Consider the following 15,575-nt stretch of genomic DNA (forward strand, 5'->3'; position numbering starts at 1 on the left):
GCGGCGGTGACCGGCGATCCGCGTGCGAGCGGATCGTCGTAGCGCGGACGGAGGACGCTCTGCGGAACGTGACCACCCGCTCGAGCCGACTGCGGGCGAGCGACGAGCGGAGCGAGGAGCGAGCCACAGCTGACACCGCTCGGCGGTGACCGGCGATCCGCGTGCGAGCGGATCGTCGTAGCGCGGACGCGGGATGCTCTGCGGAACGCGACCGCCCACTCGGGCCGACTGCGGGCGAGTGACGAGCGGAGCGAGGAGCGAGGAGCGAGCCACAGCTGACACCGCTCGGCGGTGACCGGCGATCCGCGTGCGAGCGGATCGTCGTAGCGCGGACGGAGGACGCTCTGCGGAACGTGACCACCCGCTCGAGCCGACTGCGGGCGAGCGGCGAGCGGAGCGAGGAGCGAGCCACAGTAAACTCGGCCTCATGGAGATCGAGATCGGGCGCGCCAAGCGCGCCCGCCGCGCGTACGCCTTCGACGACATCGCCGTCGTCCCGAGCCGCCGGACGCGCGACCCCGAGGTCGTGTCGGTGAAGTGGTCGATCGACGCGTACCAGTTCGCGACGCCGATCCTCGCCGCGCCGATGGACTCGGTGGTGTCGCCGGCGACGGCGATCCGGCTCGGGCATCTGGGGGCGCTGGGCGTGCTCGACCTCGAGGGCCTGTGGACGCGGTACGAGGACCCGGAGCCGCTGCTCGAGGAGATCCGCCGGCTTCCGGCCGAGACCGCGACGCAGCGGATGCAGGAGATCTACTCCGCTCCGATCCGCCCCGAGCTGGTGACCGCGCGCCTGGCCGAGATCCGCGCCGCGGGAGTGACCGTCGCCGGTGCACTGTCGCCCCAGCGGACCGCGGAGCTCTACCAGACCGTCGTCGACGCCGGGGTCGACGTGTTCGTCATCCGCGGCACGACCGTCTCGGCCGAGCACGTCTCGCGCGACACCGAGCCGCTGAACCTCAAGAAGTTCATCTACGAGCTCGACGTCCCCGTCATCGTCGGCGGCGCCTCCACGTACACCGCGGCGCTGCACCTCATGCGCACGGGCGCCGCGGGCGTCCTCGTCGGGTTCGGCGGCGGTGCCGCCTCCACCACCCGCACGACGCTCGGCATCCAGGCTCCGATGGCGACCGCGGTCGCCGATGTCGCCGGCGCTCGCCGCGACTACCTCGACGAGTCGGGCGGACGCTATGTGCACGTCATCGCGGACGGCGGCCTCGGCACCTCCGGCGACATCGTGAAGGCTGTCGCCGTGGGCGCGGACGCCGTGATGCTCGGCTCGGCGCTGGCCCGTGCGACCGACGCTCCGGGCGGCGGCTGGCACTGGGGCGCGGAGGCGCACCACCCGCAGCTGCCGCGCGGTCGGCGCGTCGAGGTCGGCACCGTCGGCACCCTCGAGCAGGTCCTCTACGGCCCGGCCACCGGCGCCGACGGCACGGCGAACCTCATCGGCGCCCTGCGCCGCTCGATGGCGACGACCGGCTACTCCGACCTCAAGGAGTTCCAGCGGGTCGAGGTCGTCGTCGCTCCGTACCAGCCGAGCTGACGCTCACCGACCGAGGGAACCCCGGACCGTCGAGGCCGCCGTGAACAGCCGGCTCCCTCGACGGTTGGGGGTTCCCTCGACGCGTCGGACGCCTGCGCGGGCCAGCCGGACGAGCAGGGGGCGGACCTCGTAGGCTTCGCGCCAGCCCCAGCGGACGACGCTGCGGACCCGGGCGCGGAGCCGGTCCTCGCGGCGCTTCTCGGCCAGCAGCATCTGCTCAGGCGAGCGCCCCCGGAGGAACGCCGGGTCGGTGTACTTGTGGTCGCCGTCCGCTTCGCCGATCACGCCCGCCTCCTCGAAGAAGAAGTCGACGATCCCGGCGAGCCCGTCCTGGTCGCGCACAGGATGCTGGAGTACCGGCGCGGGCAGCCCGCCGACGTGCACCGCTACTCGGCTGATCGACTCGAGCGGAGTCTCGGAGGCGGGATCGGCGAAGGCGATCACGGCGGCGCTCGTCGTGCGGCCCCGGGAGCCCGGGGGCAGCTCCGCGTGCCGGCGCAGGAGCTCCTCACGCGTGAGCAGGGGCGAGCCGCCCTCGTCGACGAGGCGGAGGGCGTGGTCGGCCGCGACGACGGCGCGCCGGAAGGAGGAGAACCGCGCCAGATCGAAGACGGTCTGCGCGAGGTCCGAGACGGCGAGACCGTCGATCAGCGCGAGCGAGGGCAGACGCGCGCCCCGGTGCTCGGCGACGCCGTTGCGCGTCCGGCTGCCCACGTCCGTCGCCCCCTCGACGTGGACGGTCTCCGCGAGCGGCTCGACCAGGGGGAGTCCCCAGACCGCAGCCGCCGACTCGCGGAGGAAGAAGGGCGCGGTCCAGGTCGCGGCCACTGCGTCGATCCGCGCCCGCTGCCTCTCGTCCACCGAGGCCTCCGCCCACTCGCCCGCCCGCACGTACACTCCGCGGCGCAGCCGCACGAACTCGTCCGACCGGCCGCACGCCTCGTCCCGGAAGATCCTCACCGCACTCATCCCCCCACTCTCGCCTCCTCGCCGCCCCTCCTCCCCTCCGCCTTCCCCGTCTGTGGAAACTCCCCTCCACCCCCTGTGGACAGCGAGGGAACCCCGGACCGTCGAGACCGCCAGGAACTGCGGGCTCCCTCGACGGGTCGGGGTTCCCTCGGCCGGAGGGTCCGCAGCGCGCCTAAGCTGGAAGTCCCGAGTGGGAGCGCCGCACGGCGCGGAGGGAGCACGCATGGTCGAGGTCCGCAGGGTCAAACTGCCCGGTGTCGGCGTTCTGCACACCTTCCTGACGGCCGACGGCGGCAAGGTCGGCGTCATCGCCCACCGCTCCGGCCACAGCGACCTGATCACGTTCGCCGAGGGCGACCAGGACGGCGCCAAGGTGTCCCTCCGCCTGAGCGACGACGAGGCGCACACGCTCGCCGAGCTGCTCGGCGGCACGCAGATCACGGAGTCGCTGACCGCGCTCGACCAGATCCCGGGCCTCTCGATCGACTGGTTCACCGTCGACTACGACGACCACATCGCCGGACAGCAGCTCGGCAAGCCGGCCGACCGCGGGATCGTCGGGCTGACCGTCGTCGCCGTGGTCCGGGGCGACGCCGCCAACCCGGCGCCGGCCCCCGACTTCCGCGTCTTCCCCGGCGACACCCTCGTGGTGGCCGGCAGCCCCGAGAAGGTCGCCAAGGCGTTCGCGTTCTTCCGCACCGGCAGCTTCGCCAAGACGGTCGACGCCCCGCCCGGAGCCTGAGGATGCACCACGGCGAAGACCTCATCGTCCTCGGCGTCCTGTTCGTCGTCGCCTACGTCCTCGGCCGGCTGGGGAGGACGATCGGGCTCCCGGCCATCCCGATCTACATGGTCGTCGGGCTCCTCGCGAGTCCGAACTTCCACCTCTTCCCGCTCGACTTCGAGTCGAGCTACATCGAGCTGACCGCGGTCTTCGGACTGATCCTGCTGCTGTTCAACCTCGGTCTGGAGTTCGACCAGGACGAGTTCTTCGGGAACGCCGGCCGCCTGATCCTCTCCGGAGGCTCCTACATCGCGGTCAACATGGCCGTCGGCCTGGGCTTCGGCTTCGCGCTGGGCTGGGGCAGCCGCGAGGCGCTGATCATCGCGGGCATCACGGCGACGAGCTCGAGCGCGATCGTCACCAAGCTGCTGATCGAGCTCAAGCGCCTGGCGAACCCCGAGACGCCGATGATCCTGGGCGTCACGGTCGTCGAGGACATCTTCATCGCGGTGTACCTGGCGATCGTGTCCGTCGTGCTCTCGGGGGAGACGGAGCCGTGGCCGGTGGTGCTCAAGCTCGTCATCGCGTTCGCGTTCCTCGTGGTGATGTTCGCGATCGCCCGCTGGGGCGGGAAGGTCGTCTCCCGCTTCTTCCGCACCCGCGACGACGAGCTGTTCACGATCCTGTTCTTCGGACTCGCCATCCTGTTCGGCGGCATCGGCGAGGTCCTCGGAGTGACGGACGCCATCGGCGCGTTCCTGATCGGACTGGTCATCGGTGCGACGCGGTTCCGGTCGAGGGTCGAGCACATCGCGATCCCGCTGCGCGACGTGTTCGGCGCCTTCTTCTTCGTCAACTTCGGTCTCGGGCTGGATCCCGGCGCGTTCCCGAGCGTCGTGGTGCCGGTGCTCATCGCCGCGGTGATGACCATCGTCCTCAACCTCGGCGCGGGGCAGTTCGTCGCCTGGCTCAACAAGCTCGGACCGCGCGCCGGCCTGAACGCGGCGTTCATCCTGCACAACCGGGGCGAGTTCGCGCTCATCCTGGCGACGCTCTCGCTCTCGGCGGGGCTCGACGAGCGGATCCAGCCCTTCGCCGGCCTCTACGTGCTGATCATGGCCATCGTCGGGCCGATCCTCGCCTCGCGCTCCGAGAGCATCGGCGCGTTCCTCTCGCGGCGGAGGCACCGCCCGGCGCCTGCAGCGGCCACGGCGATGGACGAGGAGGACTTCGCGCTCGTGGAGGCGGCGATGGCCGCGCCCGCCGTCGCCGCGGAGGAGGCCCCCGCTCCTCCAAGGCGCCCCGCGGAGCCGGACGAGCTCGACGACGAGTTCCCCGATCCGATGCGCCAGGCGCTCATCGACCAGGCGATGCAGCAGTCCGACGGCGCCGACGACGCCCGGCCCCGCCGCCCGAGGGAGCCCGACTACTGATCCCACGGAGCTCCCACACTCACGGGTTAGGCTCGATCCGGCTCGCGGGACACCGCGCGGATCGACGGCGGACGAGGGACGAATGACGCAGAGCACGGTCGGGCAGGTGGCCCGGCGCCCGCGCTGGATCGCCGCGCTGGCGCTCGCGCTCCTGATCGCCGGGCTCTTCGCCGCCCTCGGGCAGTGGCAGGTCGGCCGCGCGGTCGAGGCCGCGGCTCCCGACTCCGGAGTGTCGGAGACGACGCTCCCGCTCGGCGAGGTCGCGACCCCCTCCCGCTCGATCACGGCGACCGCCGACGGCCAGCGCGTGGACGGCTCGTCCGTCCTCGTGCCGGGCGGGGCCGAGATCCTCGGCGGCCGCCTGAACGGCGAGCAGCCGGGCTGGTGGGTCATCGCCCGCACGCGCACCGCCGACGCCGACCTCGTGCTCGCCTACGGCTGGACGCAGGACGAGGCGCAGGCGCAGTCCGTCGCGGACGCGCTGAACAGCGGGAGCGAGCAGGCGCCCTCCTCCTTCACCGGCCGCCTCGTGGCCAACGAGGCCGCGGAGGCGCCGGCGGAGGGCCTGGATCCCGCGACCCTCACCGCGCTCTCCGTCCCGGCGCTGATCAACCGCTGGCCGGACCCGCCGCAGGACGTCTACCAGGGCTACGTGGTCGTCGACGAGCCGGTCGCCGGCCTCGAGGCCATCGACTCCCCGGCGCGCGTGAGCGACGTCTCGCTGAACTGGCTCAACGTCTTCTACGCGATCGAGTGGGTCGTCTTCGCCGGCTTCGCCCTCTACCTCTGGTTCCGCCTCGTCAAGGACGCGTGGGAGCGCGAGGCGGAGGAGGCGCTCGACGCCGAGGAGCGCGCCCGGGCCGAGGCCCCCGCCCCCGCACCGTAAACTGGTCGCCATGCCCCTCGAGCCCAAGCCCGCGCAGTTCCCTGCGATCCGGAGCGCACTGCGCTTCTACCGGGTGACCTCGATCATCACCGGCGTGATGCTGCTCCTGCTCTGCGCGGAGATGCTGCTCAAGTACGTCTTCCACCTCGAGCTGTTCGCCTTCGGCCAGCAGGGCGTCCTGCACTTCGCTCCGATGTACGAGGTGCCCGGAGGCGAGTTCAAGTCCAGCGGCACCGGGGCGAACCTGTCCACCGGCATCCTGATCGCGCACGGCTGGTTCTACGTCGTCTACCTCTTCGCCGACTTCCGCCTGTGGAGCCTCATGCGCTGGCCGTTCACGCGCTTCGTGCTCATCGCGCTCGGCGGCGTGGTGCCCACCCTCTCCTTCTTCGTCGAGACCCGCATCGCCCGCGAGGTCGAGCAGTACCTCGAGCGCCGGACCGCCGGCACCGACCCGAAGACCCCGACCGACTCCGTGGAGGCCCCCCATTAGCGAGCAGCCCACCGCTCCCCAGCCGCACCTGGCCGCGCAGCCCGTCCTCGTCGTCGACTTCGGCGCGCAGTACGCGCAGCTGATCGCCCGCCGGGTCCGCGAGGCGAACGTCTACTCCGAGATCGTGCCCTCGAGCGCCACGGCCGCCGAGATCGCCGCGAAGTCGCCGGTCGGCATCATCCTCTCGGGCGGCCCCTCCAGCGTGTACGAGGAGGGCGCTCCGCAGCTCGATCCCGCGATCTTCGACCTCGGCGTCCCGGTCCTGGGCATCTGCTACGGCTTCCAGGTGATGGCGAAGACGCTCGGCGGCGAGGTCGCCAACACGGGGCTGCGCGAGTACGGAGCGACCGACGCCGCCCTCTCGACCGACGGCGGCGTGCTCCTCGGCGAGCAGCCCGCCGACCAGACGGTGTGGATGAGCCACGGCGACTCGGTCGCACAGGCGCCCGCGGGCTTCGAGGTCCTCGCCTCCACGAGCTCCACCCCGGTCGCCGCCTTCGGCAACGACGAGCGCCGCCTCTACGGCGTGCAGTGGCACCCCGAGGTCAAGCACTCCGCCTACGGCCAGGCCGTGATCGAGAACTTCCTCCACCGCGCCGCGGGCATCCCGGCCGACTGGAACTCCTCCAACGTGATCGACGACCAGGTCGCCGTGATCCGCGAGCAGGTCGGCACAGGCCGCGTCATCTGCGGCCTGTCCGGCGGAGTCGACTCCGCCGTCGCCGCCGCGATCGTGCACCGCGCCATCGGCGACCAGCTCACCTGCGTCTTCGTCGACCACGGACTCCTCCGCAAGGACGAGCGCCGCCAGGTCGAGGAGGACTACGTCGCCGCGACCGGCGTCCGCCTGGTCACCGTCGACGCGCGCGAGCAGTTCCTCGACGCGCTCGCCGGCGTCAGCGACCCGGAGCAGAAGCGCAAGATCATCGGCCGCGAGTTCATCCGCACCTTCGAGGCCGCCGCCGAAGCGCTCGTGCTCGAAGCGCAGGGCGAGGGCGAGACGATCGACTTCCTCGTCCAGGGCACGCTCTACCCCGACGTCGTCGAATCCGGCGGCGGCACCGGCACCGCCAACATCAAGTCCCACCACAACGTCGGCGGACTCCCCGAGGACCTGCAGTTCGCGCTCGTCGAGCCGCTCCGCACCCTCTTCAAGGACGAGGTCCGCGCGATCGGCCGCGAGCTCGGCCTCCCCGAGGCCATCGTCGGCCGCCAGCCCTTCCCCGGCCCCGGCCTGGGCATCCGCATCGTCGGCGAGGTCACCCAGGAGCGGCTCGATCTGCTGCAGGACGCCGACGCCATCGTCCGCGCCGAGCTCACCGCCGCCGGCCTCGACACCGAGATCTGGCAGTGCCCCGTCGTCCTCCTCGCCGACGTCCGCTCGGTCGGCGTCCAGGGCGACGGCCGCACCTACGGCCACCCGATCGTCCTGCGTCCCGTCTCCTCCGAGGACGCGATGACCGCCGACTGGACCCGCCTGCCCTACGACCTCCTCGCCCGCATCTCCAACCGCATCACCAATGAGGTGAGCGGCGTGAACCGGGTGGTGCTGGATGTGACCTCCAAGCCCCCCGGCACCATCGAGTGGGAGTGATTCCGCGGGTCTCCGCACGGTCATCTGCGGCGTTGTCGGCGGTTGCGATACCTCCGGTATCGCGCCCTTCTCCGCCTTGCAGCTGACCGCGCGGAGACCCGCGGAACGTCAGGAACGGCTCCCTTCGAGGGGGCCGTTCCTCGTTGTGGGGAGGGTGTGGGGGAGCGAGCCCCTGCGGGGCCGTTCCCGGGGTGCAGGCGGTGGGAACGAGCCCCTGCGGGGCCGTTCCCGGGGTGCGGGTGGTGGGGAACGAGCCCCTGCGGGGCCGTTCCCGGTGCAGGCGCAGGCGGCCGGCGCGCGAGCGCGAGTCAGGCGGGGGTGTCGAGGACGCCGATGAAGCGGGTGCCGATGCCGTCGTACTCGTCGCGGCGGTGGCCCTCGGGGTGGTGCGGCCAGGAGGCGGGGGAGTGATCCTCGCAGACGAGGAACGTGAACTCGGGCCACCACTTCTTCGGGCGGGCGGCCTCGGAGCGGCCGCAGACGGCGCAGTCGAGAGTCACCCACACGGGGCGCCTGCCCGTGCGGTTCGCCCGCGACTGAACGAGCCAGGCGGGCGGATCCTGCTCGAGGGCAGTGAGCTCCTCCTCCGACAAGCGGGTGGGGATGCCGTGCCGCGTCGCCATCTCGAGGGGGATGTCGAGGCGCTGAGCGGCCTCGCGACGCGTGATCATCCGGCCACCCTAACCCAGCGCCGCACGCGGACCCCGAGGCCGCAGCGACGCGCGCGCGAGCAGCCACTCCAGCGGGCCCTGCCCCACGAGCCGCCGCCAGAGGAGAGCGGCGACGATCGAGCCGACCACGAAGACGCCGAGCAGCGCCCAGCTGCGCCACGCCTCGAAGTCGAACGGCTCGAACGGGACGAGGTACACCGCCAGCGCCACGAGCTGCAGCGAGTAGATCGTCAACGGCATCGCACCGACGGCCGCGATCGGAGTCGCCGCACGCGCCAGGAGCGGCAGCCGCTGCAGCAGAGCCGTCAGCGCGCCGAGGACGACGCAGGCGACCCCGCCCGCCCCGAGCAGCTCGGCGGTGGTGCTGGCGTGCGCCTCCACCGCCTCCGGCCCCCCGAGCAGCAGCCCGCCGCCGTAGCCGAGCACGGCCGAGACGGCGCCGCCGACGACGACCCAGCGCTGGGTGGTCGCGGACCGGATGTCGCAGCGCGCGATCAGGAGGCCGAGGACCACGTACGCCAGCCACGACGGCACCGGGTAGTACTGGGTGAGCCAGGTGAGGGGCTGCGCGGCCAGGAGCGCCTCGTCGGGCGACAGGGTCGAGAGCCAGGAGCCGCCGGCGCTCGTCAGCGCGTCGACCGCGAGGGGCCCGGCGATCGCGGCGACCGCGACCAGCACGGCGAGGACCGCCCGCGGCAGGAAGAGCAGCAGCGCCGCGACGAGGAACATCACTCCGTAGTGCGGGAGGATCACCGCGATCGGCGTCCCGAGCAGCGTCAGGGCGACGCCGATGACGAGCAGGTACAGCCCGCGGAGCAGGATCGACCCCGTGTCGTGCCAGGGCCGCGAGGAGCGCTGCGCACCGCCCGTCATCAGCCCGATCGACACTCCCGCCAGCACGGCGAAGAGGACGGAGCTGCGGCCGTTCCAGAGCATCTCGCTCTCGACGGGGGCGAGGTGGGCGGCGAACATGCCCAGAACGGCCAGGCCGCGTGCGACGTCCAGGCCGACGATCCGGGAGTCTGCGGCGCTCATCGCTCCATCGTGCCAGGCGCTCCCGGCAGAGCACCGGGAACGGCGGGGGCCGTTAACGACGACGGGCGCCCGACCCGGAGGTCGAGCGCCCGTCGGACGTGGTGCGCCGTGCTACTCGCGGAAGATCGCGACGAGGCGCAGCAGCTCCAGGTACATCCAGACGACGGTGACCAGGATGCCGTAGGCGCCGGTCCAGCCGTAGATGCGGGGGAGGCGGTTGCGCACGCCCTGCTGGATGAACTCGAAGTCCATCACGAGCGAGTACGTGGCGAGCGCGACGGCGATGAGGCCGATCACGATGCCGATGAAGCCGGTGCGGAGACCGAAGCCGCCGCCGACGCCGAAGAGGCCGAGGCCCAGGTTCACCAGCGAGAACACCGCGTAGCTGATCATGCCGATGAAGAAGATCTTGTTGAGCTTCGGCGAGGTGCGGATCTTGCCGTTCATGAACAGCGCCAGGGTGACGCCGATCACGATGACGGTCGCCATGAGGGCCTGGACGACCGCTCCGGCGTACGCGCTCTCGAAGAATCTCGAGATCGCACCGACCGCGATGCCCTGGGTCGCGGCGTAGCCGAGGATCAGGGCGGGCGACGGCTGCTTCTTGAAGGCGTTGACGATGCCCAGCACCAGTGCGACGAGCACGGCGGGGAGCATCAGACCCGGGACGAACCAGCCGACGGCCGCACCCGCGAGGAGCACGACGAAGGCGAGGGCGGTCTTGGCGAGGGTGTCCTCGACGGTCATCCGGTCGGTCTCGACGGAGCCGGCGGCCGGACGGGAGTACATCTGGTCGAGCGTGCCGGGGGAGACGTCCGGGAGGTCCTGCACGCGGCCGGCGTAGCCGCGGTTGCTGAACTCCGGGCGTCCGAAGGCCGGATTGTTGCTTGCCATGGTTCCTCTTCTCTCAGGTGCGCTGGTCTCCGAGGGAACTCGCGGATCTGAGTCGCTGTGGGTGCGGGGTGCGCCGCGGATCCGAGAGGACTGCGACGATGGACACCACCATATCTGAGAGCACCTCTCAGAGTCTGGCTGTTCTCTTCGAGCGGACCTCGACTCCGCTGCGAGCCGCGCAGTGCCGCCCTTAGGATCGCGGCATGCCCGCGCGCCAGTCACCGCTCGTCATCGGCCACCGCGGAGCGAGCGGCTACCGGCCGGAGCACACCCGCTCCGCCTACGAGCTGGCGATCGCGCTGGGCGCCGATGCGCTGGAGCCCGATCTGGTGGCGACCCGCGACGGCGTGCTCGTCCTGCGCCACGAGAACGAGATCTCCGGCACGACGGACGTCGAGAAGCGCCCGGAGTTCGCCGCGCGCCGCACCACGAAGCGGATCGACGGCCGCGACATCACCGGCTGGTTCACCGAGGACTTCACCTGGGACGAGCTGTCGGAGCTGCGGGCCCGCGAGCGGCTGCCGGCCGTGCGCGGCTCCAGCGCCACCTTCGACGGGCAGTTCCCGCTGCTGCGCTTCAGCGAGCTGCTGGCGCTGCTGGACCGGGCGGCGGAGGACGATCCGCTCGCTCCGCCGGGGCTCGTCGCCGAGATCAAGCACGCGACGTACTTCGCCGGGATCGGGCTGCCGCTGGACGTGCTGCTGCGCGAGGAGCTCGCCGCCGCGGGCTGGGGTCCGCGTGATCCGCGGCTCACGATCGAGAGCTTCGAGAAGACCGTCCTGGAGCGGCTCGGGGTGAGCGGTGTCGGCACCCGCCGGATCTACCTGCTCGAGTCGCGCGGCGCCCCGCCCGACCTCGTGGCCGCCCACGGCTCCGACGCGGCCCCCTACTCCGCCTTCACCACGCCCGCGGGACTGCGGAACCTCGCCGGCGTCGTCGACGGCATCAGCGTCGACAAGAGCATGCTCTTCTCCCGGGACGCGGCCGGCCGGGCGACGGGGACCGGTCCGCTCGTCGAGCACGCCCACGCGGCCGGGCTCGAGGTCTACTGCTGGACGCTGCGCGCGGAGAACCGCTTCCTCGAGAAGGTGCACCGGCGCGGGAAGGACCCGGCGGAGTACGGCGGCTGGCAGGAGGAGTTCGCGATGATCCTCCGCTCGGGAGTCGACGGCGTCTTCGCCGACCAGCCCGATCTGGCGATCGAGGCGCGGGCTGCCGAGCAGGAGCGCCTGCTCCGCGGCTGACCGGTCCGGCGATCGGGCGCTCCTCCGGCGCGTGCCGAGCGGACGCGGAGGCTGCGCTGGCATCATCGGCTCACCACCGCCCGCCCGACCCTCGAGAGGAGGCCCCGTGTCCACCCGTGAGCGCATCACCCGCCGCTGGATCACCACCGCCGTCCTCGCCGTGATCGGCGTCGCCGCCGTGTACTGGCTCGCCGTGCTCACCCCACAGGGCCAGGGCGTCGAGAACTCGGGGCTCCGAGGCGCCGACCTCGTCTTCGGCCGGGCCACCGGCGCCGCCGCCGGGGCGCTCGCGGACGTCACCCCGCTCTCCATGGTCGTCGGCGCCCTGCTCGTCGCGGCGATCGCGCTGATCCGGCGGCGCCCGGCGCTGGCCGTCGCCTCCGTCGGCTCGATCGTCGTCACGGCCGGGCTCACCCAGCTGCTCAAGAACGTGGTCCTCGAGCGGCCCGAGCTGGTCGACACCGACTCCTGGTACACCGGCGGCAGCTTCCCGAGCGGGCACACCGCGGCGGCCGTCTCGGTCGTCTTCGCCCTGGCGATGGTCGTGCCCGGGCGGGCGCGGACCGTCGTGCTCGCGCTGGGCGGCGCGGTCGTGGTGCTGGTCGGCAACCTGACGATGGCCGCGTCCTGGCATCGGGCGAGCGACGTCCTGGGGGCCGACCTCGTCGCGCTGGCCTCCGCCTCCGTCGCCTGCGCGTGGCTGACCACCAGGGCCCAGGTGGGCCGAGCGCCGAAGAGGCCCGCGCGGCGCGGCGTGAACCGCCTGCTCCTCGTGTGCTCCGTGATCGTGGTGGTACTCCTCGCGGCGCTCGCCGTCCAGGGCATCCAGTACTACCCCGACGACACCAAGGACCTCACCGCGTTCGCCCTCCTGCAGCTCCTGGCGGTGTCGACGTCGGCGCTCGCCGTGCTCGGCTTCTCCCTCGCGTGGCGCGGACTGGACGTCGGCGGGGCGCTCACCTCGCCCGCGCCGCGTCAGCGGACCGCCTGACCGCTCCCGGTGTCGGAGGGGCGATCTACACTCGGAGGGACATGAGCTTCCTCTTCGATCCGAGCGACTCCCGCGCCACCCCGGTCATCGTCGGTCCCCCCGGCGGCCCCGGGGACGCGCCCCGCACCGACCCGGCGCACGAGCAGCTCGTCGCGGGTCTGAACCCCCAGCAGCGCGAGGCCGTCGAGTACCGCGGAGACGCGCTGCTCATCGTCGCGGGGGCCGGCTCGGGCAAGACCAGCGTCCTCACCCGGCGCATCGCGAGCCTCCTGGGCAACGGCGAGGCCTGGCCGAGCCAGATCCTCGCGATCACGTTCACCAACAAGGCCGCGGCCGAGATGCGCGAGCGCGTCGAGAAGCTGGTGGGGCAGAGCGCCGAGGGGATGTGGATCTCGACCTTCCACTCCGCGTGCGTGCGGATCCTGCGCCGAGAGGCCGAGAACTTCGGCATGACCAGGTCGTTCACGATCTACGACTCGGGCGATCAGCGCGCGCTGCTCAAGCGCATCGTGAAGGACCTCGAGGCCGACTCGCTCGGGATCACCGTCGCGAGCGCCTCCTCGAAGATCTCCAAGCTCAAGAACGAGCTCGCCGACGTCGACTCCTACGCCCGGACCGCGAACCTCAGCGATCCCAACGAGGAGATGTTCCTCCAGGTCTTCCGGGCCTACTCGCGGGCCCTCGAGGGGGCGAACGCGTTCGACTTCGACGACCTGATCGCGCAGACCGTCTACCTCTTCCGCGCCTTCCCGCACGTCGCCGCGAAGTACCAGCGGCGCTTCCGCCACGTGCTGGTCGACGAGTACCAGGACACGAACCACGCCCAGTACTCGCTGATCCACGAGCTGACCCGGCCCGTGCCGCCGGCGACGATGGCGGCGGCGCAGTTCGACCGTCCCTACCGCGGGCCGGTCACGGCCGACGGCTCGATCCCGGGTGCCTCGCTCACCGTCGTCGGCGACTCGGACCAGTCCATCTACGCGTTCCGCGGCGCCGACATCCGCAACATCGTCGAGTTCGAGCGCGACTTCCCGGGCTGCCGGGTGATCCTGCTCGAGCAGAACTACCGCTCGACGCAGAACATCCTCTCGGCGGCCAACGCCGTGATCTCGAACAACTTCGACCGCCGCGCGAAGAACCTCTGGTCCTCCAGCGGTGACGGGGAGAAGATCGTCGGCTACACCGGGTACTCGGGTCACGACGAGGCGCAGTTCGTGGTCGACGAGATCGCACGCCTGCACGCTGCGGGCACCGGCTACGACGAGATCGCGGTCTTCTACCGCACCAACGCCCAGACCCGGGCACTGGAGGAGATCTTCATCCGCTCCGCGCTGCCCTACCGGATCCTGGGCGGCACGAAGTTCTACGAGCGCGCCGAGATCAAGGACGCCCTGGCGTACCTGATCACGGTGGCGAACCCGGCCGACGTTCTCGCGCTGCGGCGCATCATGAACACCCCGAAGCGCGGCATCGGCCCCGCGACGGAGGCGCAGCTGCAGTCGTTCGCCGACACCAACGCGGTGACACTGCGCGAGGCGATGCGCAACGCCGGCTCGCTGGGGATGGGCCCGAAGGTGACGAAGGCGATCGTCGACCTCGCGACCCTCCTCGACGAGTGCGCCCTGATGCTCGACCCCGCGCGGGAGGGCGGCGAGGCGAAGGTGCACGAGGTGCTGACGGCGCTGCTCACCCGCAGCGGCTACCTCGACATGCTCCGTTCCAGTCGCGACCCGCAGGACGAGGCACGCGCCGAGAACGTCGACGAGCTCGTCGCCGTCACGAAGGAGTTCGCCCGCAACAACCCGGACGGCGGACTGGTCGACTTCCTCACCGAGGTCTCGCTGGTCGCCGCGGCCGACGACCTCGACGACGACTCCGGCACCGTCTCGCTGATGACCCTGCACACGGCGAAGGGCCTCGAGTACGACGCCGTGTTCCTCACCGGGATCGAGGAGGACCTGCTCCCGCACCGCATCTCGGCGAACGAGCCCGGCGGACCGGCCGAGGAGCGGCGGCTGTTCTACGTGGGGATCACCCGGGCCCGCAAGCGCCTCTACCTCTCGCTCGCGATGACCCGGGCGCAGTACGGCGAGACCTCGGTCGCGATGCCGAGCCGGTTCCTGCAGGAGATCCCGGGCGAGCTGATCCAGTGGCGCCAGTCGCCCGGTGCGGCGACCTCGCGCGGCGGCACGCAGCCCCGGGCCCTGAACGCGCAGCGGCCCGGCTTCGGCCGGTCGCGCTCGAACGCCGAGTTCCGGGAGGCGCTCGCCGCGGCGCCGAAGGCCAAGGGCGAGTTCCCGAACCGGATCACCGGCATGGTGCGCGACAACGGCGACCTGGAGCTGATCGCGGGCGACCGCATCCGGCACACCGACTTCGGCGAGGGGCGCGTGAACGCGGTGACGGGCGAGGGCTCGAAGCGCGTGGCGCACGTGCTCTTCGACCAGGTGGGTGCGAAGAAGCTGCTGATCAAGGTCGCGCCGATCGAGAAGATCTAGCCCGGTGGCGGGCGGCTCGGCGGCCGCACGGCTCGCGACGGAGGTGTTCTCCCCGGCGGTCCTCGCGGTGCTCGTGCCGGTCGTGGTCGGCGCGCGCGTCGCGGATCCGCCCCTGCTCGGCGTCGCCTGGGGAGCGCTCGCGGCGCTCTTCGTCGGCGTGGTGCCCTACCTGGTCATCCGCCTGCTGATGCGCACCGGCCGGATCCACGGCGACCACCACGTGCCGGACCGACGCGAGCGAGCTCTGCCGATCGCGCTGGCGCTGGTGTCGATCGCGGTCGGCCTGGTGCTGCTCGCCGTGCTCGGCGCTCCCGCCGCGGTGACCACGTTCGGCGTGGTGACGGTGGCCGTGGTGCTCGCCGTCGGCGTGGTCAACCTGGTCTGGAAGCTGTCCGGGCACGCGGCGGTGGTCGCCACGTGCGCGGTCGTCGTGCTGATCGCGTACGGACCGCTCTCGCTCCTCGTCAGCGTGCCGATCGTGCTGTGGGTGCTCTGGTCGAGGGTGCGCCTCGGCGCGCACACGCCCGCCCAGGTCGTCGCGGGGGCCGTGGTCGGCACGGTCCTCGCCTCCGCCGTATGGTCGCTGCTCGGCTGACG

14 protein-coding genes are annotated in these 15,575 nt (G+C 72.0%); 10 read left to right on the forward strand and 4 right to left on the reverse strand.

Annotation, left to right across the window (positions count from 1 at the left end):
- The first annotated feature begins 427 nt into the window (after positions 1-427).
- Positions 428-1,546, forward strand: coding sequence for a GuaB3 family IMP dehydrogenase-related protein (locus C5D08_RS09990; protein ID WP_104224734.1), 1,119 nt, complete (start codon positions 428-430; stop codon positions 1,544-1,546).
- 3 nt (positions 1,547-1,549) lie between these two features.
- Here C5D08_RS09990 and C5D08_RS09995 read toward each other — a convergent pair whose 3' ends face one another.
- On the reverse strand, positions 1,550-2,515 hold the full coding sequence (locus C5D08_RS09995; RefSeq protein WP_104276918.1) for a hypothetical protein: 966 nt from the start codon (positions 2,513-2,515) through the stop codon (positions 1,550-1,552).
- 223 nt (positions 2,516-2,738) lie between these two features.
- Here C5D08_RS09995 and C5D08_RS10000 point away from each other — a divergent pair, with 223 nt between their 5' ends.
- The 5 genes from C5D08_RS10000 (at position 2,739) to guaA (ending at position 7,645) form a co-directional block, all read left to right on the forward strand.
- Positions 2,739-3,257, forward strand: a complete 519-nt coding sequence (locus C5D08_RS10000) for a cation:proton antiporter regulatory subunit (RefSeq protein ID WP_068256939.1) — start codon at positions 2,739-2,741, stop codon at positions 3,255-3,257.
- A 2-nt stretch (positions 3,258-3,259) separates the two neighbouring features.
- On the forward strand, positions 3,260-4,672 hold the full coding sequence (locus C5D08_RS10005; RefSeq protein ID WP_104276919.1) for a cation:proton antiporter: 1,413 nt from the start codon (positions 3,260-3,262) through the stop codon (positions 4,670-4,672).
- Positions 4,673-4,754: 82 nt separating this feature from the next.
- Positions 4,755-5,558, forward strand: coding sequence for an SURF1 family cytochrome oxidase biogenesis protein (locus C5D08_RS10010; protein ID WP_104276920.1), 804 nt, complete (start codon positions 4,755-4,757; stop codon positions 5,556-5,558).
- A 10-nt stretch (positions 5,559-5,568) separates the two neighbouring features.
- On the forward strand, positions 5,569-6,051 hold the full coding sequence (locus tag C5D08_RS10015; RefSeq protein WP_104274234.1) for a DUF3817 domain-containing protein: 483 nt from the start codon (positions 5,569-5,571) through the stop codon (positions 6,049-6,051).
- A gap of 28 nt (positions 6,052-6,079) precedes the next feature.
- Entirely contained in the window at positions 6,080-7,645 is a 1,566-nt protein-coding gene (gene guaA, locus C5D08_RS10020) for a glutamine-hydrolyzing GMP synthase (RefSeq protein WP_104276921.1), read from the forward strand.
- A gap of 308 nt (positions 7,646-7,953) precedes the next feature.
- Here the strand turns inward: guaA and C5D08_RS10025 are convergent, their stop codons facing one another.
- The 3 genes from C5D08_RS10025 to C5D08_RS10035 form a co-directional block, all read right to left on the reverse strand.
- Positions 7,954-8,316 carry a DUF5997 family protein gene (locus C5D08_RS10025; protein WP_104276922.1) on the reverse strand — a complete coding sequence of 121 codons (363 nt, stop codon included), beginning with the start codon at positions 8,314-8,316 and terminating at the stop codon, positions 7,954-7,956.
- A gap of 9 nt (positions 8,317-8,325) precedes the next feature.
- A complete protein-coding gene (locus C5D08_RS10030; protein ID WP_104276923.1) occupies positions 8,326-9,351 on the reverse strand; it encodes a DUF418 domain-containing protein in 1,026 nt (341 codons plus the stop codon).
- 111 nt (positions 9,352-9,462) lie between these two features.
- Complete coding sequence (locus C5D08_RS10035; protein ID WP_104276924.1) at positions 9,463-10,245, reverse strand: Bax inhibitor-1/YccA family protein; 783 nt, start codon at positions 10,243-10,245, stop codon at positions 9,463-9,465.
- Positions 10,246-10,448: 203 nt separating this feature from the next.
- On the opposite strand from C5D08_RS10035, the gene C5D08_RS10040 reads away from it, so the two are divergent.
- The 4 genes from C5D08_RS10040 (at position 10,449) to C5D08_RS10055 (ending at position 15,573) form a co-directional block, all read left to right on the forward strand.
- Positions 10,449-11,489 carry a glycerophosphodiester phosphodiesterase family protein gene (locus C5D08_RS10040; protein WP_104276925.1) on the forward strand — a complete coding sequence of 347 codons (1,041 nt, stop codon included), beginning with the start codon at positions 10,449-10,451 and terminating at the stop codon, positions 11,487-11,489.
- Between the two features lie 106 nt (positions 11,490-11,595).
- A complete protein-coding gene (locus C5D08_RS10045) occupies positions 11,596-12,480 on the forward strand; it encodes a phosphatase PAP2 family protein (RefSeq protein WP_104276926.1) in 885 nt (294 codons plus the stop codon).
- A gap of 41 nt (positions 12,481-12,521) precedes the next feature.
- Positions 12,522-14,978, forward strand: coding sequence for an ATP-dependent helicase (locus tag C5D08_RS10050; protein WP_104276927.1), 2,457 nt, complete (start codon positions 12,522-12,524; stop codon positions 14,976-14,978).
- 4 nt (positions 14,979-14,982) lie between these two features.
- Positions 14,983-15,573 (forward strand): phosphatase PAP2 family protein, encoded by a 591-nt coding sequence (locus tag C5D08_RS10055; RefSeq protein ID WP_104276928.1) that lies wholly within the window; start codon positions 14,983-14,985, stop codon positions 15,571-15,573.
- Positions 15,574-15,575 lie beyond the last annotated feature (2 nt).

Source organism: Rathayibacter sp. AY1B6, assembly GCF_002932755.1.
In the GTDB taxonomy this organism is placed as follows: Bacteria; Actinomycetota; Actinomycetes; order Actinomycetales; family Microbacteriaceae; genus Rathayibacter.

Coding starts and splice junctions, on each gene's coding strand:
- C5D08_RS09995 (WP_104276918.1), bottom strand. CDS start 2,515: ATGAGTGCGGTGAGGATCTTCCGGGACGAGGCGTGCGGCCGGTCGGAC.
- C5D08_RS10025 (WP_104276922.1), bottom strand. CDS start 8,316: ATGATCACGCGTCGCGAGGCCGCTCAGCGCCTCGACATCCCCCTCGAG.
- C5D08_RS10035 (WP_104276924.1), bottom strand. CDS start 10,245: ATGGCAAGCAACAATCCGGCCTTCGGACGCCCGGAGTTCAGCAACCGC.
- C5D08_RS09990 (WP_104224734.1), top strand. CDS start 428: ATGGAGATCGAGATCGGGCGCGCCAAGCGCGCCCGCCGCGCGTACGCC.
- C5D08_RS10015 (WP_104274234.1), top strand. CDS start 5,569: ATGCCCCTCGAGCCCAAGCCCGCGCAGTTCCCTGCGATCCGGAGCGCA.
- C5D08_RS10040 (WP_104276925.1), top strand. CDS start 10,449: ATGCCCGCGCGCCAGTCACCGCTCGTCATCGGCCACCGCGGAGCGAGC.
- C5D08_RS10010 (WP_104276920.1), top strand. CDS start 4,755: ATGACGCAGAGCACGGTCGGGCAGGTGGCCCGGCGCCCGCGCTGGATC.
- C5D08_RS10050 (WP_104276927.1), top strand. CDS start 12,522: ATGAGCTTCCTCTTCGATCCGAGCGACTCCCGCGCCACCCCGGTCATC.
- C5D08_RS10005 (WP_104276919.1), top strand. CDS start 3,260: ATGCACCACGGCGAAGACCTCATCGTCCTCGGCGTCCTGTTCGTCGTC.
- C5D08_RS10030 (WP_104276923.1), bottom strand. CDS start 9,351: ATGAGCGCCGCAGACTCCCGGATCGTCGGCCTGGACGTCGCACGCGGC.
- C5D08_RS10000 (WP_068256939.1), top strand. CDS start 2,739: ATGGTCGAGGTCCGCAGGGTCAAACTGCCCGGTGTCGGCGTTCTGCAC.